Below are 26533 nucleotides of genomic sequence, written 5' to 3'. Positions count from 1 at the left end.
TCGTACCCTCCGCCCTAGTTGAAGGTGATGGGCGGTGCCTCCTCGCCCATGTCGGGCATGGGCACCTCGATCCGCACGCTGGCCGGGTCCACGCCCGTGCCCTTGTCCAGCCAGTAGGTCACGCTTTCCGGCCAGAAGATCACGATGGCCACGATGATCAGCTGCAGGCAGACCCAGGGAATGGCGCCCCAGTAGATCTGGCTGGTGCGCACCTCCGCCGGCGCCACGCTGCGCAGGTAGAACAGCGCGAAGCCGAAGGGCGGGTGCATGAAGCTGGTCTGCAGGTTCACGCAGAGCAGGACGCCGAACCACACCGTGTCGATCCCAAGCTTCTGCGCCACCGGCCCGAGCAGCGGGACGACGATGAAGGCGATCTCGAAGAAGTCGAGGAAGAAGGCGAGGAAGAAGACGAAGACGTTGACGAAGATCAGGAAGCCCGTCTGCCCGCCGGGCAGGGAGGTGAGCATGTGCTCGATCCAGATACCGCCATCCACGCCCTGGAACACCAGGGAGAAGACCGTGGCGCCGAGCAGCAGGAAGACCACCATGGCCGTGATGCGGGCGGTGTTCGCCATCGCCTCGCGCAGCAGGGCATAGGTGAAGCGGCCGTTCACGATGGCCAGCAGGATGGCGCCCATCGCCCCCATGGCGCCCGCCTCGGTCGGCGTGGCCAGGCCGAGGAAGATGGTGCCGAGCACGAGGAACATCAGCACCGCGGAGGGCACCATGCCCCGCAGCACCTTCCAGTAGAGCGTCCAACCGCGCTGGGTCCGCGCCTCGGGCGGTAGCGGGGGCACCTTGTGCGGCGCGAAGATCGCGACGCCCAGGATGAACAGGACGAAGATCGAGACCTGCAGGATCGAGGGCCCGATCGCGCCCGCATACATATCGCCGACCGAGCGGCCGAGCTGGTCGCCCAGGATGATCAGCACGAGGGAGGGCGGGATGAGCTGCGCGATGGTGCCGGAGGCCGCGATCACGCCGGTGGCGATCCTCTGGTCGTAGCCGTAGCGCAGCATGATCGGCAGCGAGATCATGCCCATGGCGATGACCGAGGCCGCCACCGTGCCGGTGATGGCGCCGAGCACGGCGCCCACCAGCACCACCGCGATGGCCAGGCCGCCCGGCATCTTGCCGAAAAGCTGCCCCGTGCCCTCCAGCAGGTCTTCGGCCAGCCCGCAGCGCTCAAGGATGGCGCCCATCAGGGTGAAGAAGGGAATGGCCAGCAGCAGGTCGTTCGACAGCACCCCGAAGACCCGCAGCGGCAGGTTCGAGAGGAAGGCCATCGTGAAGTAGCCGAGCTCGATCGAGATGAAGCCGAAGAACAGCCCCACCGCCGCGAGGCTGAAGGCCACGGGAAAGCCGACCAGCAGGAAGACCACCAGCCCCGCGAACATCAGCGGCGGCATGTATTCGACGTTCATGTCTGCGCGTATCCGTCCTGGCTGGCCGCTACTGGACCGGCTTTTCGTAGGTGAGCACGACCTCTGCATCGGCCCCGATGCCGCGCAGCAGGGCGATGCGCTTGATCAGCTCCGACAGCCCCTGCAGCGAGACCAGCAGGAAGCCCAGCGGCAGCACCAGCTTCACCGGCCAGCGGATCAGGCCACCCGCATTCTGGCTTGCCTCGTTGCGGACGAAGCTGTCCATGAAGAAGGGCCAGGTCATCCAGACCAGCAGGATCATGGCCGGGAAGAGGAAGAGCAGGATGCCCAGCACATCCACCCAGAGCCGGCCACGGTCGGACAGGTTGCCGTAGATCAGGTCCACGCGGACATGGCCGTTGCGGTTGAGGGTATAGGATGCGCCCAGCATCACCACCCCGGCGAAGAGGTACCACTGCACCTCCAGCCAGGCATTGGAGGACCATGAGGCCGCGTAGCGCGAAACCGCGTTGCCCGCGCTGATGACGCAGGCCGCGAGCACCATCCACTCCGCGGCTTTTCCGAACACGGTGTTGATGCCGTCGATGAACCGGCTCAGGGCAAGAAGCGGCCTCATGGTTTCTCCGTTCAGCGCCGGGGCTGGGCAGCCTGCTGCTGCTCCTGCGCCTGCATCAGGTAGACGAAGCTGTCATAGGAATTCTCGGCCACCCGGAACCACTGCAGCTGGGTGTCGCGGAAGGCCTTGAAGTGGTCGTACACCTTCTTGAACCGCGGGTTCGCGGCCGCCGTCTCGTCATACAGCTCGAAGGTGGCGCGGTAGCAGGCCTGCATCACCTCGCGCGGGAAGGCGCGGAGCTGGGTGCCGGCGGCCACCAGGCGGCGCAGCGCCTGCGGGTTCTGCGTGTCGTATTTCGCGATGGTCTCGATCGTCGCGTCGCGGCAGGCGCTGGTCAGCGCTTCCTTGTAGAGCGGGGGAAGCTCGTCATACTTCGCCTTGTTGATGTGGAGCGAGAGGTTCAGCGCGCCCTCCCACCAGCCCGGGTAGTAGTAGTAAGGGGCGACGCGATTGAAGCCGAGCTTCTCGTCGTCATAGGGCCCGATCCACTCCGCGGCGTCGATCGTGCCGCGCTCCAGCGCCGGGTAGATGTCGCCGCCCGCGATCTGCTGCGGCACGGCCCCCAGCTTCTGGATGACATTGCCCGCGAAGCCGCCGATGCGGAACTTCAGCCCCTGCAGGTCCTGGACCGTGCGGATCTCCTTGCGGAACCAGCCACCCATCTGGGCGCCCGTGTTGCCGGCCTGCAGGGAGACGATGTTGTAGCCTTCGAAGAACTCGCGCAGCACCTCATGCCCGCCACCGGCATTCAGCCAGGCGTTCAGCTGGCGGAAATTCATGCCGAAGGGCACCGTGCCGTCGAAGGCGAAGGTGGGGTCCTTGCCCACGAAGTAGTAGGAGGCGGTGTGGGCGCACTCCACCGTGCCCTGCTGGACCGCATCCACCGTGCCGAAGGCCGGCACGATCTCGCCGGCGGCGAAGACGCGGATCTGGAACCTGCCGTCGGTCAGGGCGGCGACACGCTTGGCCACGTGCTCGCCCGCGCCATAGATCGTATCCAGGCTCTTGGGAAAGGAGGAGGCGCAGCGCCAGCGAAGCTCCGGCGCGGACTGGGCAATGGCGGGGGCGGCAAGCGTGGTGGCCGCGGCGGCCGCCAAGGGCGCGCCTGCGACGAAGCGGCGTCTGTTCATCGGATGTTCGGCTCCCATCATGCCCGTTTGGTGCGGGCATCCCACCCGCCATTAATCCCCCGGGGCGCCCCTGCCTAGCCGTGATCGCGGGTACGAGAGGGGCGCCCGTGTTACGCTCTGTCCATGCAGCCTTCTCCATCACCTGGCCCCGTCATCCCGATCCTGCGGATGTTCGATATCCCGGCCACACGGGGCTTCTACCTGGATTTCCTGGGCTTCACCTGGGACTGGGAGCACCGCTTCGCCCCGGACCTGCCGCTCTACGCGCAGGTTTCGCTGGGTGGCACGGCGCTGCACCTTTCCCAGCATCATGGCGACGCCACGCCCGGCTCTGGCCTGCTCTTCATGATCCAGGGGATCGAGGGCTTCCACGCCGCTCTTATCGGCAGGCGCTACGGCTTCGCCCGCCCGGCGCTGGAGGATGCGCCCTGGGGCGCCCGCATTCTCCGGGTTCAGGATCCCGCCGGAAACCGGCTGACATTCAATGAACCGCGCTGAGGCGGCATTCATCCTTCGTTCACAGGCGATCCGGAATGCTGGGCAGGCCGGAAGACCCGGCATCCCCTCAGGACGAGACCGGAACGCCGATGCCTCCTCTCAACCCCCCGCCCGCAGCGCCCCGGATGCTGCGGCCCATCCAGTCCGCCGCCCTGCTGGAGGGGCCAGCGGGCATTACCTTGCATCTTCACGGACCGGATGGGGCGATGACCCAGGTGCCGCTCACCCTGGCCGCCCTGCGGGAGATCGCCGCCCTGGCCGGCGCCGCGGCCGCGGCCCATTCCGAGCCGAGGCCCTGCCCCTGAGCCAGCGCATGCGGGGGAGAGGTGCTGAGAGGCGAAGGGCCGCTCAGCCCAGGAGCGCCGCCACATGCTCTGCCAGTTCCGCCTGGCGGTATGGCTTGTGCAGCACGGGGATATCCGCCGCCAGCGCGGTCAGCTCGGCATAGCCGGTCACCAGCAGGATCGGCAGCCCCGGCCGCAAGACCCGCGCCCGTTCCGACAGCTCCGCGCCGGTCATGCGCGGCATGGCGAAATCCACCACCATCAGCTGCACAGAGGGATCGCCCTCCAGGACCCGCAGCGCCGCCGGCCCGTCCTCGGCCTCGACCGTGTCATGCCCCAGATCCGAGAGGAAGCCGGCCGTCACCTCGCGCACGGTCGCGTCGTCATCCACCACCAGCACCCGCACGGACTCCCGCGCCAGCGGGGCATCGTGGGGCTCCACCCGGTCGCGCACCACCTCGCCATGGCCGGCCGGCAGGTAGAGGTGAACCTGCGTGCCCTGGTCCGGCACGCTTTCGATCGTCAGGCCACCGCCGGATTGCCGCACCAGCCCATAGACCATGGGTAGGCCCAGCCCCGTGCCCTTGCCCACTTCCTTGGTGGTGAAGAAGGGCTCGAACACCCGGGCCAGCACCTCGGGCGTCATGCCCGTGCCCGTATCCGCGACCGAGACCCGGACATAGCTGCCCGCGGCCAGATCCGGCACCGCCTGCTCATCCACCGTCACATCCGCCGTGGACAGGGTGATGGTGCCACCCCCCGGCATGGCATCCCGCGCATTGATGCAGAGATTGAGCAGGGCCAGTTCCAGCTGCCCGGGATCGACCATCGCCGTGCCCGGATTCGCCCCCAGCTCCCGCCGCACCATCACCATGCCGCCCAGGGTGCGCGCCAGGAGGTCGCCCATGCCGAGGATCAGCTGGTTCACCGCCACGGCCCGCAGCGCCAGCTCGTTCTGCCGGGAGAAGGCGAGCAGGCGCCGGGTGAGCGCGGATCCCCGCTCCGCCGCCATGGCGGCGTTGCGCATCAGGCGGCGCAGCCCGGCCTCTTCCCCGCCCACCCGCCGCTCGGCCAGCTGCAGGCTGCCGAGGATGGCGGTGAGAAGATTGTTGAAGTCATGCGCCACGCCGCCCGCCATGGTGCCCAGCGCCTGCATCTTGTCCGCCTGGCGCAGCCTGGCCTCCATCTGCCGCGCCTCGGTCACGTCGCGCGCGATGGTCACCAGCACGCCGCCGCCCAGTGGAACGCGGCTCACCTGCATCCAGCGCGTGCCGCCCTCCGGCCCCTCCCGTTCCTCAAGGTCGGAAACCGCGCCCTCGGCCAGGACGCCGCGCTCCGCCCGCGCCAGCCTGGCCGCGGCGCGGGGGGGCAGGAACTCGGATTCGCGGCGGCCGATGCAGTCGGTGATGGTCGAGCCCAGGGATCTCGCCTTGGCGGCGTTCAGGCGCAGGAAGCGCCCTTCCGCATCCTTGAAGGAGAGCTCGTCCGGCAGGTTGTCCAGCAGGCCGCGCAGCAGGGCGCGCTCGGTTTCCAGCGCGCGGCGCAGGGCGTGGCGGTCCCGGGCCGCCGTCACCATGGCCAGCAGCCCCGCCGGTTCCCAGGGCTTCGCGGCATAGCCCGCGATACGCCCGCGGTTCAGCGCACCCACCACGGCATCCAGCTCGGCATAGCCGGTGAGCAGCAGCGCCTCGGCATCCGAATAAGCCCGCGCGCGCTCGAGGAAGGCATCGCCCGTCAGCCCCGGCATGCGCTGGTCCGACAGGATGACCGCCGGGCACAGCCCCGCCGCGAGGAGCGACAGCGCCTCCTCCGGGCGGGTGGTCGCCACCACCTCGAAGCTGTCCTCCAGCAGGTCCGTCAGTGCCGTGAGGATTTCCGCCTCGTCATCGACGAGGAGGATCACCGCCTGCTCGGACGCCGCCTGGGCCGCAGTCCTCTCCATTTCCGTGCTCACGATCACGCCGCGGCCTCCATCGGCACGCGGATGGTGAAGCGGGCGCCACCGCCGCCATCCTCCCAGCGAGCATCATCCACCGCGATGCTGCCGTGATGCGCCTCCACCACGGCATAGGCAATGGAGAGGCCAAGGCCGGTGCCGGAGCCGACAGGCTTCGTGGTGAAGAACGGCTCGAAAATTCGGGCGCGGATCGTCTCGGGCACGCCGGGCCCGGAATCCGAAACCTCGATCACGTAATCCGCCCCCTCGGCACGGGTGGCGACGCGGATCCGCCCCTCCCCATGGATCGCGTCGGCGGCGTTGCCGATGATGTTCATCACCACCTGATTCAGCAGGGCCGGGGAGCAGCGCAGCGCGCGCGGCGCCGAAAGGTCCCTCTCCACCACGATCCGGTCGGAAAGCTTGTGGGTCAACAGCACGATGACCGTGTCGATCGCCTCCGGCACGTCCACCTCCTGGGCCGTGCCCTCCTCCAGCCGGGAGAACTTGCGGAGGTTCAGCACGAGCTCCTGGATCCGCCGCAGGCCAAGGCTCATCGAATCGGCGCGCGCCATTGCCTTCGCCACCGCTCGGGTGGCGTCCGGGTCCGTGGCCACGCGCGGCGCCACCTGGCCGAGCAGGCGCATCACCGTGCCCTGATGCGCCAGGATGAAGGCCAGAGGGTTGTTGATCTCATGCGCGATGCCTGCCACGAGCTCGCCCAGAGAGGCCATCTTCGCGGCCTGCACCAGCTTGCCCTGCGTGTCCCGCAGGGCCTTGTTGGTGGATTCCAGCTCGGTGTTCGCGCGCTCCAGCGCGCCGGCCAGGGCGGCGCGGGCCTCGGCGGAAGCGGCCTCGGCCCGGGCGCGCTCCACCTCCCGCAGCTTCTCCCGCAGCGCCCCTTCGATGCGCCGGTTCTCCTCCCGCAGCAGCTTGCGGCGGACCAGGGCGCGCACCCGCAGCCTGATGGCTTCCGCCCCGGCCTCGGCCGGCAGCACGTCGTCGGCCCCGGCCTCGAAGGCGGCGGTGGGGCTCGCCCGGCTGCCTTCCAGTGCAACGATCCGGAAATCCGCCCGCTCCCCCGTGGCGCTGGAGCGAAGGGCATCCAGCCGGCGGCACAGGCTCAGCCCTTCCGGCCCCAGCCCCGCCAGGTTCACCAGCACCCCGTCCCAGGATTCTCCGCTCATCTCGGCGGCCGGTCGGGCGGCGGCGGCCTCGGCCCCGGCGCTGCCCACCGCCTCCACGCTGTCGCCATCCCCGGCCAGCAGGGTGGAGAGCCAGAGCCGGTGGGTCGGGCTGTCATCCACCAGGAGCAGGCGGGCGCGGCGGAAGCCCGTGCCCGGTGAATCGGGCATCGCCCCGTCGTCATCCGCGCTCCGCCGCAGCAGGGCCCGCAGGCGGAGGAGGATCAGCTCCCGTCCGGAGGATTTCGGGGCATAGGCGTCGGCACCGCTTTCCAGCCCCTGCCGCTCCAGGTCCTGGCCGGGCGCGCTGCCGCCGGCATCCGTCAGCATCAGCACCGGAAGGGCCCTGGCGCGGACGTTCAGGCGGATCCGGCGGACCAGCTCGTCACCGTTCATGCCGGGCAGGTGGTAATCGGCGATCACCAGGTCGGGCAGGGGGCCATTCAGCCCGTCCAGCGCGGCCTCGGCCGTGGCGGCGCGGGAGACGGCGAAGCCCTCGGCCTCCAGCATGCGGCGGAGCTGAAGAGCCTGGGTTTCGGAATCCTCGACCAGCAGGATCCGGGGCGCCCCGCCGGTCGCCTCTTCCTGCCAGCCCGTCCTGGCGGCGTTCAGCTCGGCCTCCGTGCTCAACTCGCTTCCGTCCCCAGGGCCTTCAGCAGCCTCGGCCCGATCAGATCCAGCGGCAGCAGGGCCGAGACCCCGCCCATCCGCACCGCGGCCGCCGGCATGCCATAGACCACGGCGCTCGTCTCATCCTCGGCCAGGGTCAGCCCGCCCGCCGCATGCAGGGCGGTGAGGCCGCGCGCGCCATCCTCCCCCATCCCCGTCAGCAGGATGCCCATGCCCCGGGGCCCCAGATGCCGCGCCATGGACTGGAACAGCACATCCGCGGCCGGCCGCTGCCCGCCCACCGGCGGCGCCTCGCTCACCTGCATCAGCCCGCCGGCGGTGATCCCGAGATGCCGGTCGCCGGGGGCCACATAGACATGCCCGGGGCGCGGCATCATGCGGTCCTTCGCGATCTCCACCTGCGGCGCCACCAGCCCGTTCAGCCAGGCGGCGAAGCCTTCCATGAAGGGGGCGCCCATATGCTGCACCACCAGCACCGGGACCGGGACAGCGGGCGGGAGTGCGCCCAGCACCCGGGCCAGGGCCGGCGGCCCGCCCGTGGAAGCCGCGACGCCCACAAGAGCCGGACGGCCGACGGCGCGGCCGGCCATGGGGCGGGGGGCGGGGGGCGCCGGTGGGGCCGCGGAGGCGCGGCGCCGGATCACCGGCACCTGGCTCATGATGTAGAGCTGGGTGCAGATCGACTCCGCCACCTGCTCCCACCCTTCCCGCGCCGGGCCGAAGGGCTTCTCCACCACGGTCAGCGCCCCGGCGCGCAGGGCGTTCATGGAGATGCGGAAGCCGCGTTCCTCCACCGCGTCGGCGATGACGACGATGGGCGTCGGGCGCTCCGCCATGATCCGGCGCGTCGCCTCCAGCCCGTCCATGCCGGGCAGGCGGATATCCATGGAGATGACATCGGGCCGCACCCGCTCCAGCTCCGCCAGCGCCTCCTCGGCCGAGGAGACGGCGGCGGCGAGCTGCAGGCGCGGATCGCGGGAGACGATATGCGCCAGCAGCTGCCGCACCACGGCGCTGTCCTCGACGATCATCACGCGGACGGGGCTGTTCAATGGACCAGGCTCAGATCAGCTGTCCGATCGCGGCCAGCAGCGCCTGCTGGTCGAAACCCTGCTTCGTCAGATAGGCACTCGCGCCCAGCTCCATGCCCCGCTGCACGTCGCCCGGGCTGTCGCGGGAGGTCATCAGGATCACCGGCAGTCCCGAAAGCGCGGGATCGGCCCGGATCGCCTCCACAAGGCCGAATCCATCCATGCGCGGCATTTCGACGTCCGCGAGCACCAGGTCAACCGAAGCACCCGGTTCCCGCAGAGAGTTGAGGGCCTCCACCCCATCCACGGCAAGGGTCACGCGGTATCCGCCGGCTTCCAGGATACTGCGTTCCAGCGTGCGCGTCGTGATCGAATCATCCACCACCAGGACATGGCGCTGCCGGCGCTCGGGCGGGACCGGGCGTGCCGCGCCCGGGGCAGGGCGCAGCGATTCGCGCATCCCGCGATCCAGTATGCCATCGGGGCGCAGAACCAGCGCCACCGCATCCCCTTCCAGCAGCGCGGCGCCGGAAACCAGGGCGGCATCCAGCCCGGGCGAATCCACCTCCGTCACGATCAGGCTGCGCGCGTCGCGCAGGGCCGAAACGGTGAGCGCGAGCCGGACTGCCCCGCGCGCGAGCAGCACGGCGGCAACCGGCCCCTCCACCGGTTCCTCGGCCCGGCCGAGCAGGGTGGCCAGCCCTATCACGGGCACCACCATCTCCGCCCCGGCCTGCGCCAGCCTTGCCACGGGCCGCCCCTCGGCGGTGGAGAGATCCGCCGGATCCAGGCGCAGCATCGGCCCCACCGTGACCAGCCCGTGCCCGCCCGGCAGGCCGAAGACCTGTCCCCCCGCCTCCACCAGCAGGACGGGCCGGCGGCCGGTGGAGGGCGGCAGGGCGATCACCACCTCCGCCCCGCCTTCGGCGCGCCGGCGCAGGGCGGCGCCCCCATGCAGCGCCATCGCGGCCTCGGCCACCACCGAAAGCCCCATGCCGCGCCCGGAGAGATGATCCACCGACGCCGCGGTGGAGAAGCCGGGCTCGAAGACCAGGCCGAGAAGCTGGTCGGGCGAGGGCGGGACGGCGCCCGGCGCCCGGGGGGCCAGCAGCCCCTGGCGAACAGCCGTCGCCTCGATCGCATCCAGATCCGGCCCCGGGCCATTGTCCCAGGCCGTGACCGTCAGCCCTCCCTCGGTGGCGGTGACGCGCAGCCCGATCTCCGCGCGGCGCCCGTCCCGCGGGGCGCCATGGCCCAGCGCGTTGCGGAGGAGATGCAGCACGGGGTCCTTCAGGGCCTGCAGCACGCGGCGCTCGGCCTGGGTCTCCATGCCTTCGAAGCGCAGCGTCACCTCGCGCCCGGCCTCCCGCGCCATTTCCCTGACAGCGCCGGCCAGCGGGCCGAGCACGCTGCTGGCGGGCACCAGGGCGATGGCCTCCACCTCCTCGCGCAGCGCCATCGCCGCGCGCTCCAGCGCGGCCTCGTCGGCGCGGGTCTGCCGGGACAGGCCGCCCACGCGGCGCGACACCTCGCCCAGCGCCGCCTCGAAGCCGCGCAGGCGGGGTGCCAGCCCGGCATCGGCGGGAAGCTGGGCGCGCAACCCCTCCCATCCCCGGCGAAGGGCGCGCAGCTCCGCCTCCACCCCACGCAGCCCGGCGGCGGTGGAATCCTGGCGCTGGATCAGCGCCCTGACACCATAGAGTGCGGCCGAAAGCCGCTCGATCCGCGCCGTCTCCACGCGCAGATAGCCATCGGGCGCCGTGGGAGCCGTAGGGAGTGGCGCCTGGGTGGGCGGCGATGCCGGCACAGGGTCGGCCGGGGCGGAGGCGGCCATGTCCTTCGCCGGTGCCGCGCCTGGCGGAGCCGGGGGGGCGCCAAGCGCGGCCAGCACCGCGTCCACCGGCGGGGCGGGCTCCCCTGCCGCCATGGCGGTGGCCTGGCCCTCGATCGCGTCCAGCCCCCGGTGCAGCAGCGCCAGGCGTTGCGGCGAAAGCCGGGCCGCCCCGCCGCCCGCCGCATCCATTTCCCCGGCCAGCAGTGCCTCCACCGCGTGGGCGAGGGCTTCCAGCCCAGGCAGGTCCACCGCGCGGGCCGCGCCCTTCAGCGAATGCGCGCGGCGGAACACCTCCCGCAGCACCGCTGGCTCGAGCATGACGCCGCCCTGCTCATCCTCGGCCGCGAGCGCGTCCCGGATGGCGGCCAGGTGCTCGCGATGCTCGGCGGCGAAGGCGGCCAGCAGCTCCGCGCGGAAATCGGACACGCGTCGCGCCCCCGGATCAGATGCGGTACCGGTCCGCCAGACGCACCAGGCCCTGGCTCAGCCCGGCCATGTTGGCGGCCGCCTGGTCCAGCTGCCGCGTGCCGGCGGCGGTCTGCTGGCTGGCCTGGCGGATATTGGCCAGCGCGCCCATCACCTGCTCGATGCCCAGCTGCTGCTGGTTCGTGCTGGCGACGATCTGCTGGAAGGTCTGCACCGCCTCCTGCACGCGGGCCGTGATCTCGCGGATGGTCTCCTGGCTCATCGCCGTGCGCTCGCGCCCGGCCACCGCGCGCTTCACCGCCTCTTCCGTCAGCATGACGGAGGAATTGATGCCCCGCTGGATGTCGCCCAGATTGGCGCGCACCTGCGCGGTGGCCTCCTTCGCCTGGTCCGCGAGGGACTTCAGCTCGGCCGCCACCACCGAGAAGCTGCGCCCGGCCTCGCCAGCCGCCGCCGCCTCGATCGCCGCGTTCAGCGCCAGCAGGTGACTGCGCTCGGAGATGTCGTTCACCGTCGCGGTGATCTCGCCGATCGCCTGGGTCTTCTCGCTCAGCGCGATGATGTTCTCGGCCACGCGTTCCGCCTGCTCGCGGATGGAATCCATCGCGCGGACCGTCTCCTCCACCGCGCGCAGCCCGTTGTCGCTGGTGCGGACCGTCGCCTGGGCGGCGGCGATCACCTCCTGCGCGCGCTTGCCGATCTGGGCGCCGGAATGGGTGATCTCGTCCACCGTCGCGGCGGTCTCCTGCACGGCGGCCAGCTGCTCCTCCACGCTCGCCGCCTGCTCCTGCGTGCTGGCGCGGATCTCGGCGGTCGCGGCATCCAGCTGCTGCGTCGCGTCGCGGCTCTGGCGGGCCAAGTCGCGCAGCCCCTCCACCATGGCGTTCAGCGTCGCGCCCAGCCGGCCGAACTCGTCATTCCCCTCGCGTGCCGGGGTGCCCGCCAGCTCGCCACGGCCGATCCGCTGCACGAACTCCATCAGCGTCTCCAGCGGCTGAGCGATGGCGCGGCGGACGAGAAGGGAAACCAGGACAGCGAGCAGCACCGCGATCCCCATGCCGACCAGGATCAGCGTGCGCGCCTTGTCGGCGATACCCTCCACCCGTTCCTGCCCGATGTTGGAGAGCCGCTCGATCGCGGCGTCCACGCGGTCCAGCGCCGCATCCAGTTCCCTGGCGCTGGCCATCACGCCGGGCTCGGCGTTCAGCACGGCGGCCACGTCATCCAGGGCCATGAAGCGGAGCTTCGTCTCCACGCGGTCGCGGTGGCGCGCCAGGGCATTGGTCACGTCGTTCAGCGAAACCACCACGCGCTGCCAGGCGTCGCGGCGCTCGGTGGCGATGGACTGGGCCGAGAAGGTCTGCGCCGTGCTGGATACCTCGCTCATCAGCGTGGACATGCGGTCATTGGCGCGCTGCCACTCGGCCAGCGGCACGGGGTCCGTCACCAGCTCCGGCGCGGCGCGGCGGCCGAGATAGGTGATCATCATGCGTGCCCGCACGTCGCGCATTTCGCTCTGCCCGGTCCGCACGGCCGCGAGCTGCCGCGCCACCGAGACGTCGCGCGTCGCGACCGTGCGGCTGGCGCTCCGCACCGTCTCGAACTGGTCCAGGCTCCAGAGGCCGAGGGCAATGGTCAGCAGCGTCAGCGTCACGAAGCCCAGCAGGGCGCGGTTGGTGATGGACACGCGAATCAGGCTCCCGGAGTGGAGGAATAGGGCGTGGAGGAATGGGGCGTGGAGGAATGGGGCGAAGGAACGGAGGGCGCGGCATAGGGCCGCAGCAGGCCCTCGATGTCGATCACCGCCAACAGGGTTCCCCGGCCGAGCAGCACCGCATGGAAGGCGATGCCGGCGAGGACGGGCGGAGCCCGGTCGGGGGGAAGGGGCAGGGGCGAGGCCGCGGAGAGGACGCGGCCCACCCGCAGGGCGAGGCGCCGGGCGGGGGGCATTCCGGGAAGCGGCCGCAGCAGCACGTCATGCCCGCCCGCCTCGCCCTGGGCGGCGACACCCAGCAGCGTGGCGAGGTCCAGCACCGTGTGCAGCCGCCCGGCCCGGGCACGGAGGCCGAGCACCTCCGGCGGGCTGCCCGGCAGGGGGCAGGGCGGCTCGGCGGGCAGCACCTCGGCCGCGCGCACCAGGGGCAGGCCGAAGCTCTCCTCGCCCACGGCCAGCAGCAGCACCGGATCGGACAGGGCGGGGCCGGGCGTGCCGCGGCGGGCCAGCCGTTCCGTCCGTTCCTCGATCAGGCGGGTGGCCCGGTCCTCGCCGATGGCGCCGATGATCCCGGGATCGGGCAGGAAGCGCAGCGCCATCAGCGCAGCCCCCCGGCCGGGCCGAGATGGTGGCGCGCCAGGCCGAGCAGCGTCTCCGCAGTCATTCCGTCGCCCTCCTCCAACACGGTGCCGCCGGGCAGGGCCTGTGCGAGGCGGGCGGCGTTGGCGATGCTGCGCCGCGCCGCCTCCGCCGCGCCCCGGTCCAGCAGAAGCAGGCCGAGCTGGTAGTGCGCCGCCACGAAGCCGCTGTCGAGGTAGAGCGCCCGGCGCAGGGCCGCCTCGGCCCCGGCCAGGTCGCCCAGGGCGCGCGACACCAGCCCGTCCAGCATCTGCATCCGGGCATGGGTGGGATGGTCGCGCAGCCCCTCCCGCAGGGTGGCCCGGGCCGCATCCAGCGCACCCGAATCCGCCTCGGCCCGCGCGCGGTCCAGAAGGGGAAGCGGCTCCCCCGGGGCTTCGGGGGCAGGTTGGGGGGTGGCCCTGGGCGCCGGGCTGGCGGCGGGCGGCACCGGCAGGGGTTGCCAGGACCAGGGCGAGGGGGCCGCCGCTGCCGGGGCTGGTGCCGGCAGCTGTGTCCAGGCGGCGGGCGGCGCGTCGGCTTGCTCCGCCACCCCGACCTCCGGGTTTGGCAGGGGGCGCCAGGCCGTCGTGCTCGCCAGGGTGACGGGCTGCAGGAAGGCATTGAAGCTCGGATCCGGCTCCGCATGGCCGAGCAGCAGCCAGCCATCCGGTGCCAGCCGTTCCCCAAGCGCCCGGACGAGGCGCGGGACCAGCGCGCGGTCGAAATAGATCAGCACGTTGCGGCAGAGGATGAGGTCGAAGCCCGTCATGCTCAGCGGCAGCGTGCCATCCAGCAAACCCAGCAGGTTCTGCCGCTCGAACCGCGTGGTGCCGCGATGTTCGGGGCGCAGCTGCCAGGCCTGGTTGCCCGCCACGGGCAGGAAGTCCCGCATGCGCCCGTCCAGGTCCATCCCGCGCAGCGCCCACGGGCTGAACCGCGCCGCCCGCGCCGCGTCCAGCGCCGCCTCGCTGATGTCGGTGCCCAGGATGCTGATGCTCCACTCCCGGTGCGCGGGGCCGAGGAGGCGGCGCAGCAGGATGGCCACCGAATAGGGCTCGGCCCCTGTGGAGCAGCCGGCCGACCAGATGCGCAGCCGCCGCGGACCGGCCCGGCGGGCAATCAGCCCGGGCAGGATGGTATCGCGCAGCGCCGCGAACTGACCGGCATCGCGGAAGAAGAAGGTCTCGCCGATGGTGATCGTGGATTCGAGGGCGGCCCACTCGGCCTCCCCATCCGCCGGGTGGCGCAGCAGGGCGGCATAGCCTGCCGCATTTCCCGCGCCGCTGGCCCGGATCCGGCCGCGCAGCCTTTCCCAGAGGGCGGTGTCCTTGTCCGCGTAATAGGCATGCCCGGTGCGGGCGACGATGAGGCGCTTCAACTCGGCGAAGGCAGGGTCCGCCAGGGGTGGCTGGGCCGGAAGATCGAGGGGTGCGGCGCGGCCGCCCGCATTGCGGCCGCCCCCGCTCATGATGCGTCCCCGGCTGCCTCCCAGCGCGCCAGCCGCTCCTGCGCCTGGCGGGACAGCGAATCGAGGATGGTGGCTTCCTGCGCCAGGAACAGCCGGATGGGGTCGAGCAGATGCGCCACCCGCCCCCCGGCCTCGACCGCGCCGGCGACCACATCCCCGATCGAAAGCCCTTCCTCCGCCGGGCGCAGAGGCAGGCCGGCGGGCGCCACATCGGCCACGCGGTCCACCAGCAGGGCCACGGGACCGGCCAGCCCGTCCGGGCGTTCCAGCAGGATCAGGTGGCGGTAGGGATGCGGCTCCCCGGGCGGGACGCCGAGCAGCCGCGCCAGTTCCACCACCGGCACGGCGGTGCCGCCCAGGTTGAGGAAGCCTGCCATCGGTGCCGGCAGGCCCGGGGGCGTGTCCAGCCGGGGCAGGGGCAGCAGGGCGCGCACGGCCTCCCGCGGGAGGGCGCAGGCCAGAGATCCCAGGGCGAAGAGCACCACCGGCCCTGCCGCGGGTTCCGCGGAGGCGTCAGGCGCGGGCGGCGCAGCCATCAGGTGCCTCGCCAGGCCTCAGGCCCGGCGGCCGCGCCGGGACGGCGCCGAGGGGCGGGTGGAGGCGGGCAGGGGCGCGGCCCCGGCCGGGCGCCCGGCATCGAAGCCGAGGAACCCGATTTCCGGCCGCGGCATGCCGCCATCCCCGGCGAAAAGCCGGGCCCGCGCGGTGGTTGCCGTGCCGGTGCTGACGGACCCGGCCGGCAGCTCCCCGCCCCGCGGCGGGTCGCTGAGGAGGCCTGAGGGACGCGCGGGCGGCTCCTGCGGCGGTAGCAGGGCGCTTTCGGCAGGGGCCGCGGGGGCGGCATCGCGGCCGGGGCGGCCACGGCGGGCGGCAGGCGGCGGCGCAGGCTCGGCGGGCGCCATGGTGGGCCCGGTGCCGGTGCTGCCGCGCGTGGAGAGAAGATAGAAGACGATCTCGTTGCGCCCCTGGTCCACCGCCGCATCGACCGGGGTGAGGCCGAGCTGGTTGCGGGCGTTCAGGTCCGCGCCGCGCGCCACCGCATCCCGGGCCGCGGCCATGTCGCCGCGGTTGATGGCGTCGAACAGCGCTTCGTTGGGGCGGAGGTTCACCGAGGGCGTCTCGGCCGGAATCGGCTCGGCCGCGCGGCGGTTGGCCAGGCCCGGCAGCGCGGGCGGCGGGGGGCGGCTGGCCGGGCCGGCGCTGGGCGGCGGCGCGTTGCGCCCGATTCCGGTGCCCTGTGCCAGGGCGCCGGGGGCAAGGGCGGGGCCGGCCAGCATCGGGCCGGCCAGGAGGAGGGCGAGGGGGAGGCGGCGCATGGCGCCCAGGCTATACCCCCAGCGCGAGGCGGCCACCACTCCCCGCCGCGAAGCGCCCCCGCAAGCTTTTGTCAGGCGCCCATCTCAGGAACCCATCTCAGGCGCCGTTCTCAGGCGCAGCCCTGGCCGCGATAGACATAGCTGGCCACCCGCCCCTCGCGCAGGGCGAAGGTCACGTCGCACTGCACGGGCGCATAGGCCGTGGTGGAGAAGCCGCCATAGAAGCCCCGGCTATACGGACCCCAGGGACCCCAGGGGCCGCCGATGAATCCCCCGGGCACGGCCACGGTGCGGTTCTCCTCGTATTGCAGGAATTTCTGGCCGCCGGTCTCGTAGCTGCGGGTGGGCACGCCCAGGCTGGAGACGAGTTCAAGCTCAGACCGCCCGATATAGGTGGCCAGCCGCTCATCCAGGCTTGGCCCGATCGCGCAGGCGGCCAGGGCGAGGAGGGGGAGGAGGGGGAGGGCGCGTCGCATGCCCTTCATCTGGGATCGGCGCAGCAGCGGCGGAAGATGGCCGTTCACGGTTTCGGCCCATCGGATGGCGGCACCGACCCGAAGGCGCGAGCAGGATTTCGCGCAACGGCACGGCATGGGCGCCTCCGCCATGCCTGCCCGAAGCCATGGGCCGGTCCTTCCCCCCAAGGGCGGCACGGGCCACCATCCCCGGCACCCATCGAACAGGACTCGCCGCCTTGCCCGATCCCGCCCTCCTCGAACGCCTGCGCGCCGCCGTGGACAAGAACTTCGAGGCCGAGACCGCCTTCCTGGCCGATCTCGTCCGCTTCCCCAGCCTGCGCGGGCGCGAGGCGCCGCTGCAGGACTGGTTCGCGCGCCAGATGGCGGGGCGCGGCTACCAGGTGGACCGCTACACCCTGGCCGATGTGGGGCTGGAGAACCACGAGAAGGCCGCGCCCATGGTGGATGTGGACCCCGCCGGCTCCGTGCAGGTGGTGGCCGCGAAGCGGGCGCGGAATCCGGAGGGCCGCAGCCTGATCGTCCAGGGGCATATCGACGTGGTGCCGGAAGGCCCGGTGGAGATGTGGACCCACCCGCCCTATGGCGGCGTGGTGCGGGATGGCTGGCTCTATGGCCGCGGCGCGAATGACATGAAGGCCGGCGTGGCCGCCATGGTCTTCGCCATGGATGCGCTGCGCGACGCGGGCCTGACGCCCAAGGGCGACATCTACCTCCAGACCGTGACGGAGGAGGAGAGCACGGGCAATGGCGCCCTCTCCACCCTGCTGCGCGGCTACCGGGCCGATGCCTGCCTCATCCCCGAACCCACGGCGGGCAGCATCACCCGCGCCCATACGGGCACGCTGTGGTTCCGCCTGCGCGTGCGCGGCGTGCCCGTGCATGTGGCGGTGGCCGATACGGGCACCAATGCCATCCTTTCCGTCATGCACCTGATCCAGGCGCTGCAGCAGCACACGGTGGCGCTCAACGAGAGGGCGAAGGCGGATCCCAACTTCTCGGCCGTGAAGAACCCGATCAAGTTCAACCCCGGCATCATCCGCGGCGGCGACTGGGCGTCCTCCACCCCCGCCTGGTGCGAGGTGGATTGCCGCATCGGCCTCACCCCCTCCATGGAGGTGTCCGAGGTGATGCGCGGCGTGGAGCAGGCGGTGGAGGCGGCGCGTGCCGGGGATGCCTTCCTGGCCAACAACCCGCCCGAGATCACCTGGCACGGCTTCCAGGCCGATGGCTACGTGCTGCAGCCCGGCAGCGAGGCGGAGCGCGTGCTGGCCGAGGCGCACCAGGCCGCCTTCGGCGCGCCCATGGAGGAACGCCTTTCCACCGCCGTGAACGACACGCGCTATTACGGCCGCTACTACGCCATGCCCGCCCTCTGCTACGGCCCGGGCGGCGAGGGCAACCACGGCTTCGACGAGCGGACCAATCTGGAACTGCTGAAGAAAACGACCCTCTCCATGGCCGGCTTCATCGCCGATTGGTGCGGGGTGGAATAGGCCGGGCGCGGCGTCCCTCAGCCCCGGCCGGTGATCCGGCCGGGCGCCTCGTCGCCGGACATCCCGCCCGCGCCGAGGCCGGCCTCGCGCCCCGTCAGGTGGTCGCCTTTGCCAGTACCGGTCCCGGCATCGCCCTTGCCGCGATCGGCGGCTGAGGGACCATGCGCCGAGCCGGTATCCGCGATGCCCGGGCCGGCATCATCCGCCGGCACGGGGGCCGGGCCGATGCGCGGCGGGCTGTCCGTCATGCTCGCGCCGATGCCGGGGTGATGCGCATCCGCGCTTCCCGCGCCTCCGAGAGGGCCGGCAGCACCGCCCGCCGCCCCCGAGCCCTCGCGCAGGGTCGTCCCGACCCCACCGGACAGGCTGGCGGCACCATCGCCACCGAACTGCCCGCCCAGCACCCCCGATACCGGCATCTGCGGCGGCGTGGATGCATCCTGGTCCGCGCCGGCCGATGCCGCGCCGCCGGAACCGTCCCCTTCGGCCGCGATCTCCCGGCAGGCCTGTGCCCAGTGTTCCTCCTGCCGGCCCTCGGGCCGCCCCTCCCGTTCCCAGATTTCATGGGCACGGCGCCGAATGCGTTCCTCGTCCGGCATGGCTCGCTCCCTGGCTCCAGCGGAACGGATAGAACGCCGGACGGCTCCATCCGTTCCCTGGTGCCGCGGGCCCGGCCCGTGCTGGCGCCGCCCTGGTCAGGCCCTCGCGGGAACCGGGGCCGCGCTCCGTATCGCGTCCAGCGCCGCCTCGTATTCATGGCGCAGCCGCGCGATCAGCGCCGCCGCGGGCTGCACCCGGTCGATCGCGCCGATGCCCTGGCCCGAGCCCCAGACATCCTTCCAGGGCTTCACGCGGTTGGAGGAGAAGTTGATCTGCGAGGGATCGGGCCGCGGCAGGTTCTCCGGGTCCAGCCCCGCATTGCGGATGGACGGGCGCAGGTAGTTGCCGAGAACGCCCGTGAAGAGATCGCTGTAGATGATGTCACCCGCCATGCCCTCGACGATCATCGCCTTGTAGGCCTCGGCGGCGCGCGCCTCCTCCGTCGCGATGAAGGCGCTGCCGATATAGGCGACATCCGCGCCCATGACCTGGGCCGCCAGGATGGAACGGCCCGTGGCGATGGAGCCGGAGAGCGCGATCGGCCCGTCGAACCAGCTGCGCGTCTCCTGCACCAGCGCGAAGGGCGAGATGCTGCCGGCATGGCCTCCCGCGCCGGCGGCGACGAGGATGAGGCCATCCGCCCCCTTCTCCACCGCCTTGCGCGCGAAGGTCTGGTTGATCACGTCATGCATGACGTAGCCGCCATAGGCATGCACGGCCTCGTTCACATCCGGCCTTGCGCCGAGCGAGGTGATGATCAGCGGCACGCGGTACTTCGCGCAAAGCGCGAGGTCGTGGTCCAGCCGGTCATTCGATCGGTGGACGATCAGGTTGATGGCGAAGGGCGCCGAGGGACGATCCGGGTGGCGCGCGTCATGCGCGTCCAGCCGCTCCCGGATCTCCGCCAGCCAGTCCTCCAGCTGCTCCGCCGGGCGGGCGTTGAGGGATGGCATGCTGCCCATGATCCCCGCAGTGCATTGCGCGACGACCAGATCCGGCACCGAGATGATGAAGAGCGGGGAGCCGATCACCGGCAGCGAGAGCCGCTGCCGCAACAGGTCGCGCAGGCTCATGGGCGTTCCTCCGAATCGCGTTTGCCGGACCCTACCGCCCCTCCCGCCGCCAGGCGATCACCGCAACGCCCAGCACCAGCAGCAGCGCCATCCAGGGCGGCAGCAGCGGCAGGGCGGAAATGCCGGTCACGGTGTGGTCCTCGCGCCGCACCAGCCCGATCCAGCCCGGCCCGGCCGCATCGCGCCCCATGGACACGCGGCGGAGATCGGGCAGCGCCGAACCATCCCCGATCCAGCGCGCCGTGCCGCCCGAGGAATCCACCGCCGGCTGCACACGGCCGGGATCGGCGCGCAGATCGGCGATCTCCGGCGGGTTGGCGGCCTCGGCCGCGGCGAAGGCGGTGCGCGTGCCGTCCGTGGCGGACCAGACTCCCGCGCGCGTGGCCGGCAGCTCCACCACGGCCCGCCCGCCCTCGCGCCGCTCCGGCGTGTGGCGGGATGTGGTGCCATCCGGCGCGGTGACCGCGATCTCCGGCGGCGGCGCGTCGGCGATGCTGCGGCGCGTGACGGTCAGGCGCCCCTGGGCGATGGAAGCGGTCAGGTCCTCCTCCTCCAGCTCCGGCTCGCGCATCAGCCAATGGGCGATCCGGCGCAGCAGCTCGGCCTGGGGCCCGCCGCCATCATGCCCGCGCGACCAGAGCCAGATCTGGTCCGAGAGGAGCAGCGCCACGCGGCCTTCGCCCACGCGGTCCAGCAGCAGCAGGGGGTTGCCGTCCGGCCCGTTCATGATGTTGGCGCCGCCGATCGGCTCGGTGCGCAGCATGCGGTACCACCGCCCCCAGCTTGCCTGGGCGGCGGCATTCGCGTTGGCGCCGGCCAGCCCCTCCGTCACCGGATGGCGCAGCCCGGTGTCGCTCACCTGGGCGCGGAAGGCGGCCTCCAGCAGGGCCTGGTTGCCCAGCAGCGGCCGCGCCGGCAGCACCTGCCCCAGCGGCGTGTTGGCGAGGGAGGCCGGGCCGGTGAATTCCGGCCCGACCGACATCAGCAGCGCGCCGCCCTGCCGCACATGGTCCGCGATGTTGCGCAGGTATTGCGGTGGCAGGATCCCGCGGTTGGAGAAGCGGTCGAAGACGATCAGGTCGAAGTCGCGCAGCTTCTGCTGGAACAGCTCGCGCACGGGGAAGGCGATCAGCGCCAGCTCGTTCAAGGGCGTCAGGTCGTCCTTCTCCGGAGGGCGGAGAATGGTGAAGTGGACGAGATCGACATTCGGGTCCGCCTTCAGCAGCCGCCGCCAGGTGCGCTCGCCCGCATGGGGCTCCCCCGAGACCAGCAGCACGCGCAGCCGGTCCCGCACGCCGTTCACCGTGACGATGGCGCTGTTGTTGACGGTGCTGACCTCGCCCGGGCGTTCCTCGGCGGTGATCTCCACCACGCTCGGCCCGCCACGTTCGATCGGCAGGGCGATGCGGTGCTCGCGGCCGGGAACCACGCTTTCCGTGCGCGGCGCGCCGCCATCCCGGCGGATGGAAAGCCGCACGGGCGCGCCGGCATTGGCGACGCCGAGATCCTCGACCACCACCCGCATCTCGACGCCGCGCCCGACGATGCCGAAGCCCGGCGCCTCGATCACGCGGAGCCGCCGGTCCACCTCGCCGGCGCGGCCGGGCAGCAGCAGGTGCAGCGGGGCATCGGCGGCGAAGCCGGGCGGCACGTCATGCACCTGCCCGTCGCTGAGGGCGATGATGCCCGCCAGCCGCGCGCGCGGGATATCGGCCAGCCCGCGCTCGATGGCGGTGAAGAGCCGCGTGCCCTGGCTGCCGCCTTCCTCCGCCGTCACGGTGCGCAGCTCGAGATCCGGCAGCCGCCCCGCCCGTGCCTCGATCTGCGCGCGCGCGGCGGCGATGGCGGCCTCGCGCCCGGCCACGCTGGTGGAGGCGCTGCCATCCACCGCGAGCAGCGCGATGTCGGGCCGCATCTCGCGCGTCTGCTGCACCAGGCGCGGATTGGCGATGGCGCCGAGGATCAGCAGGAAGGCCAGTGCCCGCCACCCGGCGCCGCGCGCACGGCGCCAGAGCGCCGGCGCCAGCGCCAGCACCGCGATGACGGCCAGCGCCGCCACCAGCCAGTGCGGCAGGATGGGCGCGAGGTCGATGGAGGAGAAGGACTGGACCATCAGTTCCCCAGGCGCTCCAGGATGGCCGGCACATGCACCTGGTCACCCTTGTAGTTGCCGGTCAGCGCGTAGATCACGAGGTTCACGCCGAAGCGGTAGGCCAGGGTCCGCTGCCGCGCGCCCCCGGGCATGACCGCGTACGGGTTGTTCCCGCGCGCATCCACGGCCCAGGCCGAGGCCCAGTCATGCCCGCCGACGATAACGGGCGAGACGCTGTCATTCGCCCGGTCCGTGTCCCGCGCCACCCAGACCGGGCCGCCGGCATACCGGCCGGGCAGGTCGGGCAGCAGGTAGAAGGCGCGCTTCAGCACATGGTCTTCCGGCACCGTGGCGAGAGGCGGCACCTGCAGGTTCCGTGTCAGCCGCCGCAGCGCGGCATCGGCGCCGAGCGAGACGCCCTCGCCGGAACCCTCGTTGCGCGTGTCGAAGAGGATGATGCCGCCGTTGCGCATGAAGGCGTTCAGCGCCGCGACGGCCTCCCCGGAGGGGTCCGCTGCGTCGGGTAGCACCACCCAGTAGAGCAGCGGGTAGAAGGAGAGGTCGTCCTGTCCCGGGCGCAGCGCCACGGGCTCGGCCAGCCCGGCTGCGGTGCGGCGGTTCACATAGTCCGAGAGCCCCACCAGCCCCTGGCGGGATACCTCGTCCGCCTGCGGATTGCCGGTGACGACATAGGCCAGCCGCGTGGCCAGCGCCGCCGCGCCTTCGGGCAGGCCCGGCTGGGCCGGGGCGGGGGCGGGCAGCAGCAGCACGAGGGCGACCACCGCGGCGCGCGCGCGCAGCCCCAGGCCGCGGCTCTGCAAGGAGAGCAGCAGATCCGCGGCCAGAAGCAGCAGCGCCGCGGCCAGCAGCCAGGGGCCGAGGTCCCGCTCCGCCGGCACGCCGCCGATCCGCGTCTCCCGCGCGCCGGATGGGCTGGGGGCAGCGGGAAGCAGTTCCGGCAGGTGGGCGGAAAGGTTCAGCGCGCGCCGCTCCCCGCCCTCGCCGGGGGTGCCGTACCAGCCCGGCGGATGGCGCGGGCCGGGGGAGGTGGCATCCAGCCGCGCCGCCTGGATCGGGCCGGCGGCGGGCGGCGGCGCGCCAAGGCGGCCGAAGCCGTCCAGCGTCTCCAGCGGGGCGAGCGGCGCCTCGCCCTCGCTGCCCACCACGCCGGAGGAGAGCGCGACGATCCGCCGGAGCATGTCGATATACAGGCCCGATAGCGGCAGGTCCGACCAATCCGCATTGGCCGTGACATGGAACAGCACGATCCTGCCCTGGCCGCGATTTTCGAAGGTGACGAGCGGCGTGCCATCCGCCAGCCGCGCCCAGCTCCGCTCCGCCAGCCGCGGCACCGGCTCCGCCAGCACCTGGGTGCTCACCGTCACCTCGGCCGGCGGGGTCAGGCCGGCGAAGGGGCTGTTCTCGGCGAAGGGGGCCAGGTTCTGCGGCCGCTCCCAGGACAGCGCGCTGCCCAGCGCCCGCTCCCCGGCGCGCAGCGGCACCGGCAGCAGGGAATCCCCGCGCTCGGCCAGGCGCGGCCCGGCGAAGCGCAGCAGCAGCCCGCCCTGTTCCACGAAGCGCGCGACGGCCTGGGTCTCCGCCCCCTCGGCCAGCGGGCGGTCCGCCAGCACCAGCACGGCCAGCCGGCGGGAGAGAAGCTGCTCCAGCGTTCCGCGCCGGATCTCGGCGGTGGGGGAGAGGGCGCGGTCCAGGTAGTAGAGCGCGCCGGTCAGCGGCGTATCGGCGGCTTCCTCCTGCGCGGCCAGAAGCCCCACGGGGCGGCGGCGGAAGCGCTCGTCCAGCAGCATCACGCCGGCGGCGCCGGGCGCATCGCCCTCCAGCACCAGCTGGGTGATGCTGTTGCGGATCTCCACGGGCAGTTCCAGCGCGCCTTCCGCGCTGGTGGCACCGGCGGGAAGCGGCAGCACGGCGCGGCCGAGGGTGCGGCCATCCGGCGTCATCGCCAGCACGGCCGCCTCGGCCGCCGGGCCGCCCGGTGCGCGGCGGATCTGCAGCGCCAGGCGGTCCGCCTCCGCCCGCGGCGGCGCCAGCACGCGCGCCCCGCCCGGCACGCCGCGTGCCACCTGAAGGGAACCCTCGTCACCCAGCGCCGCCATCAGCGCGGAGCCGTCATCCCCGCCATGGGAGAGGCCATCCATCACATAGAGGCTCGCAAAGGCCTCGTTCCGCCAGGAACGCAGCGCGGCCAGGGCCGCGGCCCGGTCGGGCGCCCAGGGAAGCGGGCGCAGCGCGGCCAGGCGCGCGCGCGCTTCCTCGGCCGGCATCCAGGCCGTGGGGCGCGGGGCTTCCCCGGTGGCCGAAGGCGCCGTGGCCAGCAGCGCCACGCGGCGGCCGCTGCGCGCGGCGGCATCCAGCGCCGCGCCGGCCGCCGCCATGCGGTCCGGCCAATCAGTGGCGGATGCCCATCCATCATCCACCACCACCAGCAACGGCGCGTCCGCCGCCTCGCCCTGCGCCGCGTTCCAGACAGGCCGCGCGAGGCCGAGGATGATCAGCGCCGCCGCCACCAGCCGCAGCAGCAGCAGCCACCAGGGCGTGCGCGCCGGCGTCTCCTCCACCGCGGGCAGGTCGCGCAGGAAGCGCGCGGGCGGGAAGGATTGCCGCCGGGGCGTGGGGGGCGTGACCCGCAGCAGCCAGTAGAGCGCGGGCAGCGCGGCCAGCGCGACCAGCAGCCAGGGCGCGGCGAAGGACAGGGCGCCCATCAGAAATCCTCCTTCGCCGCCGGAACGCGCGTCATCGCGCCCCCTGCGGCGCCAGCGCCTGCCACAGGGCCATCAACGCGGCTTCCGGCGGATGGTCGGTGCGATGCGACAGCAGGCGGAAGCCGAGAGAGGCGGCCAGCGCCGCAAGCCCGGCGCGATGCGCGGCCATGCGTTCCTCATAAAGTGCGCGGATGCCTTCCACGCGCGGCACCAGCGCCGCCTCGCCACCATCCAGCGGCTCGAAGCGCACGCGCCCGCCATAGGGCAGCGTCTCCTCCGCCGGATCATGCAGGGCAACCAGCGTGCCGCGCATGCCGGCGGCGGCCAGTGGCGCCAGCCGCTCGCGCAACTCCGGGAGGGGGGCGAGAAAATCGCTGAACAGCACGCCGCGCGCGTGGCGCGGCAGCGCCTCATCCGCCGGCGGGCCGGATTGCGCATCCATCCGCATGGCCAGGGCGGGCAGCGCGCCGCGCCCGGATAATCCGCGCCCGCCGCCGAGCAGCCGCACCCGCTCCCCGCCGCGAAGCAGCAAGGAGGAAAGGGCGAGCAGCAGGAGTTCCGCGCGTTCCTTCTTCGTCGGGCGCGTCGTCGCACCGGACCAGTCCATGCCCGGCGATGAATCCCGCCACAGCGCGACGGTCTGCGCGGATTCCCATTCCGTCTCGCGCAAATAGAGGCGGTCCGATTTCGCGCTTTGCCGCCAGTCCACGCGCGCCGCGTCGTCGCCGGGCAGATAGGGGCGGAACTGCCAGAAGGCGTCGCCCTGGCCGGAGCGGCGGCGGCCATGCACGCCCTGCATCACCGTCGCGGCCACGCGCTCGGCGGCAACCACCAGGGGCGGAAGCCGTGCGGCGGCGAGTTCCGCGCGAAGGGGGAGCGGCGCGCCCGCGGCGCCGCGCTCAGCCAAGATCGGCCTTCAGCGCGCCGATCACCTCGCCCAGCCGCACGCCATCCGCGCGCGCGGCGAAGCCCAGCGCCATGCGGTGGCGCAGGATGGGCTCGGCCAGCGCGATCACATCCTCCACGCTGGGGGAGAGGCGGCCGTCGAGCACGGCCCTCGCACGCGTGGCCAGCATCAGCGCCTGGGCGGCGCGCGGGCCGGGGCCCCAGGCTAGGTGCTGCTTCACGGCCGGCAGCGTGGCCGTATCCGGCCGCGCGCCGCGCACCAGGCGCAGGATGGCGTCCAGCACCGCCTCGCCCACCGGCAGGCGGCGGATGAGGTTCTGCGCCGCGATCAGTTCATCCGCGCGCAGCGCCGCCTCGGGGCGTGCCTCGGTGGCGCCGGTGGTTGCCAGCAGCATGGCGCGCTCGGCCGCCTCGTCCGGGTAGCCGATCTCGATCTCCAGCAGGAAGCGGTCCAGCTGCGCCTCGGGGAGGGGATAGGTGCCCTCCTGCTCGATCGGGTTCTGGGTGGCCAGCACATGGAAGGGGGCGGGCAGGTCCAGAACCTCTCCCCCCACGGCCACGCGCCGTTCCTGCATGGCCTGCAGAAGGGCGGATTGCGTGCGCGGGGAGGCGCGGTTGATCTCGTCCGCCATCAGCAGCTGGCAGAAGACCGGGCCGCGCAGGAAGCGGAAGGCGCGGCGCCCGCCCTCGCCCTCCTCCAGCACTTCGGAGCCCAGGATGTCGCTGGGCATCAGGTCCGGCGTGAACTGAACGCGGCGGGCATCCAGCCCCATCACCGTGCCCAGCGTCTCCACCAGCTTCGTCTTGCCTAGGCCGGGCACGCCCACCAGTAGCATGTGCCCGCCGGCCAGAAGGGTGACGAGCGCCTGCTCCACCACATCCTCCTGCCCCAGGATCACCCGCCCCACCGCGGCCCGTACCCGGGCCAGCCGGGTGGAAAGCGCCTCGGCCTCGGATAGCAGCCTTTCTGCATCACCTGCCGCTTCCGTGACGCTGGGCACTTCAACCATGCGTGGCCCCTTTCCATATTGCCGGTGGGTAACACCCGGACCGGCACCTGCCTCCCCACAAATGGAGGCGTGTTGGATGATCGG

Annotated in this window: 22 protein-coding genes; 3 read left to right on the top strand and 19 right to left on the bottom strand. The window is 72.6% G+C overall.

Annotation, left to right across the window (positions count from 1 at the left end; all coding sequences use genetic code 11):
- Positions 1 to 14: 14 nt before the first annotated feature.
- From J8J14_RS01455 to J8J14_RS01445, 3 genes are read right to left on the bottom strand one after another with little or no spacing between them, the layout of a single operon-like run.
- The gene (locus tag J8J14_RS01455; RefSeq protein ID WP_209377619.1) at positions 15 to 1424 is read right to left on the bottom strand and encodes a TRAP transporter large permease; all 1410 of its coding nucleotides are present in this window, start codon (positions 1422 to 1424) and stop codon (positions 15 to 17) included.
- A gap of 28 nt (positions 1425 to 1452) precedes the next feature.
- Entirely contained in the window at positions 1453 to 2001 is a 549-nt protein-coding gene (locus J8J14_RS01450) for a TRAP transporter small permease subunit (protein ID WP_209377618.1), read from the bottom strand.
- Positions 2002 to 2012: 11 nt separating this feature from the next.
- Positions 2013 to 3131, bottom strand: coding sequence for a TRAP transporter substrate-binding protein (locus J8J14_RS01445; RefSeq protein ID WP_209377617.1), 1119 nt, complete (start codon positions 3129 to 3131; stop codon positions 2013 to 2015).
- Between the two features lie 123 nt (positions 3132 to 3254).
- Between J8J14_RS01445 and J8J14_RS01440 the strand changes: the two genes are divergently transcribed.
- Together J8J14_RS01440 and J8J14_RS01435 are read left to right on the top strand one after the other, a co-directional pair.
- Positions 3255 to 3629 carry a glyoxalase superfamily protein gene (locus tag J8J14_RS01440; RefSeq protein WP_280842804.1) on the top strand — a complete coding sequence of 125 codons (375 nt, stop codon included), beginning with the start codon at positions 3255 to 3257 and terminating at the stop codon, positions 3627 to 3629.
- Positions 3630 to 3718: 89 nt separating this feature from the next.
- Positions 3719 to 3934, top strand: a complete 216-nt coding sequence (locus J8J14_RS01435; RefSeq protein ID WP_209377615.1) for a hypothetical protein — start codon at positions 3719 to 3721, stop codon at positions 3932 to 3934.
- A 43-nt stretch (positions 3935 to 3977) separates the two neighbouring features.
- Here J8J14_RS01435 and J8J14_RS01430 read toward each other — a convergent pair whose 3' ends face one another.
- The 10 genes from J8J14_RS01430 to J8J14_RS01385 form a co-directional block, all read right to left on the bottom strand.
- Positions 3978 to 5873 (bottom strand): response regulator, encoded by a 1896-nt coding sequence (locus J8J14_RS01430; protein WP_342452361.1) that lies wholly within the window; start codon positions 5871 to 5873, stop codon positions 3978 to 3980.
- Positions 5870 to 7663, bottom strand: a complete 1794-nt coding sequence (locus tag J8J14_RS01425) for an ATP-binding protein (RefSeq protein WP_245215236.1) — start codon at positions 7661 to 7663, stop codon at positions 5870 to 5872. Before J8J14_RS01425 ends, J8J14_RS01430 begins: the two co-directional genes overlap by 4 nt.
- A complete protein-coding gene (gene cheB, locus J8J14_RS01420; RefSeq protein ID WP_342452360.1) occupies positions 7660 to 8715 on the bottom strand; it encodes a chemotaxis-specific protein-glutamate methyltransferase CheB in 1056 nt (351 codons plus the stop codon). The genes J8J14_RS01425 and cheB overlap by 4 nt, the downstream gene beginning before the upstream one ends.
- A gap of 10 nt (positions 8716 to 8725) precedes the next feature.
- Positions 8726 to 10954: a hybrid sensor histidine kinase/response regulator gene (locus J8J14_RS01415; RefSeq protein WP_209377614.1), complete on the bottom strand. Its 2229-nt coding sequence runs from the start codon at positions 10952 to 10954 to the stop codon at positions 8726 to 8728.
- Positions 10955 to 10970: 16 nt separating this feature from the next.
- On the bottom strand, positions 10971 to 12641 hold the full coding sequence (locus J8J14_RS01410) for a methyl-accepting chemotaxis protein (protein ID WP_209377613.1): 1671 nt from the start codon (positions 12639 to 12641) through the stop codon (positions 10971 to 10973).
- Positions 12642 to 12646: 5 nt separating this feature from the next.
- Entirely contained in the window at positions 12647 to 13267 is a 621-nt protein-coding gene (locus J8J14_RS01405) for a chemotaxis protein CheW (protein ID WP_209377612.1), read from the bottom strand.
- Positions 13267 to 14757 (bottom strand): CheR family methyltransferase, encoded by a 1491-nt coding sequence (locus J8J14_RS01400; protein ID WP_209377611.1) that lies wholly within the window; start codon positions 14755 to 14757, stop codon positions 13267 to 13269. The genes J8J14_RS01405 and J8J14_RS01400 overlap by 1 nt, the downstream gene beginning before the upstream one ends.
- Positions 14754 to 15293: a chemotaxis protein CheW gene (locus J8J14_RS01395; RefSeq protein WP_209377610.1), complete on the bottom strand. Its 540-nt coding sequence runs from the start codon at positions 15291 to 15293 to the stop codon at positions 14754 to 14756. The genes J8J14_RS01400 and J8J14_RS01395 overlap by 4 nt, the downstream gene beginning before the upstream one ends.
- A gap of 18 nt (positions 15294 to 15311) precedes the next feature.
- The gene (locus tag J8J14_RS01390; protein WP_209377609.1) at positions 15312 to 16073 is read right to left on the bottom strand and encodes an ankyrin repeat domain-containing protein; all 762 of its coding nucleotides are present in this window, start codon (positions 16071 to 16073) and stop codon (positions 15312 to 15314) included.
- Positions 16074 to 16183: 110 nt separating this feature from the next.
- Entirely contained in the window at positions 16184 to 16549 is a 366-nt protein-coding gene (locus J8J14_RS01385) for a hypothetical protein (RefSeq protein ID WP_209377608.1), read from the bottom strand.
- A gap of 218 nt (positions 16550 to 16767) precedes the next feature.
- Between J8J14_RS01385 and J8J14_RS01380 the strand changes: the two genes are divergently transcribed.
- Positions 16768 to 18045: an ArgE/DapE family deacylase gene (locus tag J8J14_RS01380; protein WP_209377607.1), complete on the top strand. Its 1278-nt coding sequence runs from the start codon at positions 16768 to 16770 to the stop codon at positions 18043 to 18045.
- Positions 18046 to 18062: 17 nt separating this feature from the next.
- On the opposite strand, the gene J8J14_RS25340 is transcribed toward J8J14_RS01380, so the two are convergent.
- The 6 genes from J8J14_RS25340 to J8J14_RS01350 all read right to left on the bottom strand — a co-directional run bounded on the left by J8J14_RS25340 (position 18063) and on the right by J8J14_RS01350 (position 26449).
- Positions 18063 to 18644: a DUF2934 domain-containing protein gene (locus tag J8J14_RS25340; protein WP_280842803.1), complete on the bottom strand. Its 582-nt coding sequence runs from the start codon at positions 18642 to 18644 to the stop codon at positions 18063 to 18065.
- A gap of 96 nt (positions 18645 to 18740) precedes the next feature.
- Positions 18741 to 19718, bottom strand: coding sequence for an NAD(P)H-dependent flavin oxidoreductase (locus tag J8J14_RS01370; RefSeq protein WP_209377606.1), 978 nt, complete (start codon positions 19716 to 19718; stop codon positions 18741 to 18743).
- A 31-nt stretch (positions 19719 to 19749) separates the two neighbouring features.
- The gene (locus J8J14_RS01365; RefSeq protein ID WP_209377605.1) at positions 19750 to 21831 is read right to left on the bottom strand and encodes a hypothetical protein; all 2082 of its coding nucleotides are present in this window, start codon (positions 21829 to 21831) and stop codon (positions 19750 to 19752) included.
- On the bottom strand, positions 21831 to 24533 hold the full coding sequence (locus J8J14_RS01360; RefSeq protein ID WP_245215235.1) for a DUF4159 domain-containing protein: 2703 nt from the start codon (positions 24531 to 24533) through the stop codon (positions 21831 to 21833). Before J8J14_RS01360 ends, J8J14_RS01365 begins: the two co-directional genes overlap by 1 nt.
- Positions 24534 to 24564: 31 nt before the next feature.
- On the bottom strand, positions 24565 to 25440 hold the full coding sequence (locus tag J8J14_RS01355; RefSeq protein ID WP_245215234.1) for a DUF58 domain-containing protein: 876 nt from the start codon (positions 25438 to 25440) through the stop codon (positions 24565 to 24567).
- Positions 25433 to 26449, bottom strand: coding sequence for an AAA family ATPase (locus J8J14_RS01350; RefSeq protein ID WP_209377604.1), 1017 nt, complete (start codon positions 26447 to 26449; stop codon positions 25433 to 25435). Before J8J14_RS01350 ends, J8J14_RS01355 begins: the two co-directional genes overlap by 8 nt.
- Positions 26450 to 26533: the final 84 nt, after the last annotated feature.

The sequence above is a fragment of the Pararoseomonas baculiformis genome, from assembly GCF_017813395.1.
Classification (GTDB): domain Bacteria; phylum Pseudomonadota; class Alphaproteobacteria; order Acetobacterales; family Acetobacteraceae; genus Roseomonas; species Roseomonas baculiformis.
The sequence above is the reverse complement of the archived record's forward strand: the minus strand, read 5'-3'. Positions and strand labels throughout refer to the sequence as shown.

Bases quoted from the DNA above. Each gene is read 5' to 3' on its own strand.
- J8J14_RS01450 (WP_209377618.1), bottom strand. From the start codon at position 2,001: ATGAGGCCGCTTCTTGCCCTGAGCCGGTTCATCGACGGCATCAACACC.
- J8J14_RS01360 (WP_245215235.1), bottom strand. From the start codon at position 24,533: ATGGGCGCCCTGTCCTTCGCCGCGCCCTGGCTGCTGGTCGCGCTGGCC.
- J8J14_RS01365 (WP_209377605.1), bottom strand. From the start codon at position 21,831: ATGGTCCAGTCCTTCTCCTCCATCGACCTCGCGCCCATCCTGCCGCAC.
- J8J14_RS25340 (WP_280842803.1), bottom strand. From the start codon at position 18,644: ATGCCGGACGAGGAACGCATTCGGCGCCGTGCCCATGAAATCTGGGAA.
- J8J14_RS01400 (WP_209377611.1), bottom strand. From the start codon at position 14,757: ATGAGCGGGGGCGGCCGCAATGCGGGCGGCCGCGCCGCACCCCTCGAT.
- J8J14_RS01385 (WP_209377608.1), bottom strand. From the start codon at position 16,549: ATGCGACGCGCCCTCCCCCTCCTCCCCCTCCTCGCCCTGGCCGCCTGC.
- J8J14_RS01405 (WP_209377612.1), bottom strand. From the start codon at position 13,267: ATGGCGCTGCGCTTCCTGCCCGATCCCGGGATCATCGGCGCCATCGGC.
- J8J14_RS01445 (WP_209377617.1), bottom strand. From the start codon at position 3,131: ATGAACAGACGCCGCTTCGTCGCAGGCGCGCCCTTGGCGGCCGCCGCG.
- J8J14_RS01390 (WP_209377609.1), bottom strand. From the start codon at position 16,073: ATGCGCCGCCTCCCCCTCGCCCTCCTCCTGGCCGGCCCGATGCTGGCC.
- J8J14_RS01350 (WP_209377604.1), bottom strand. From the start codon at position 26,449: ATGGTTGAAGTGCCCAGCGTCACGGAAGCGGCAGGTGATGCAGAAAGG.
- J8J14_RS01440 (WP_280842804.1), top strand. From the start codon at position 3,255: ATGCAGCCTTCTCCATCACCTGGCCCCGTCATCCCGATCCTGCGGATG.
- J8J14_RS01395 (WP_209377610.1), bottom strand. From the start codon at position 15,293: ATGGCTGCGCCGCCCGCGCCTGACGCCTCCGCGGAACCCGCGGCAGGG.
- J8J14_RS01370 (WP_209377606.1), bottom strand. From the start codon at position 19,718: ATGAGCCTGCGCGACCTGTTGCGGCAGCGGCTCTCGCTGCCGGTGATC.
- J8J14_RS01455 (WP_209377619.1), bottom strand. From the start codon at position 1,424: ATGAACGTCGAATACATGCCGCCGCTGATGTTCGCGGGGCTGGTGGTC.
- J8J14_RS01435 (WP_209377615.1), top strand. From the start codon at position 3,719: ATGCCTCCTCTCAACCCCCCGCCCGCAGCGCCCCGGATGCTGCGGCCC.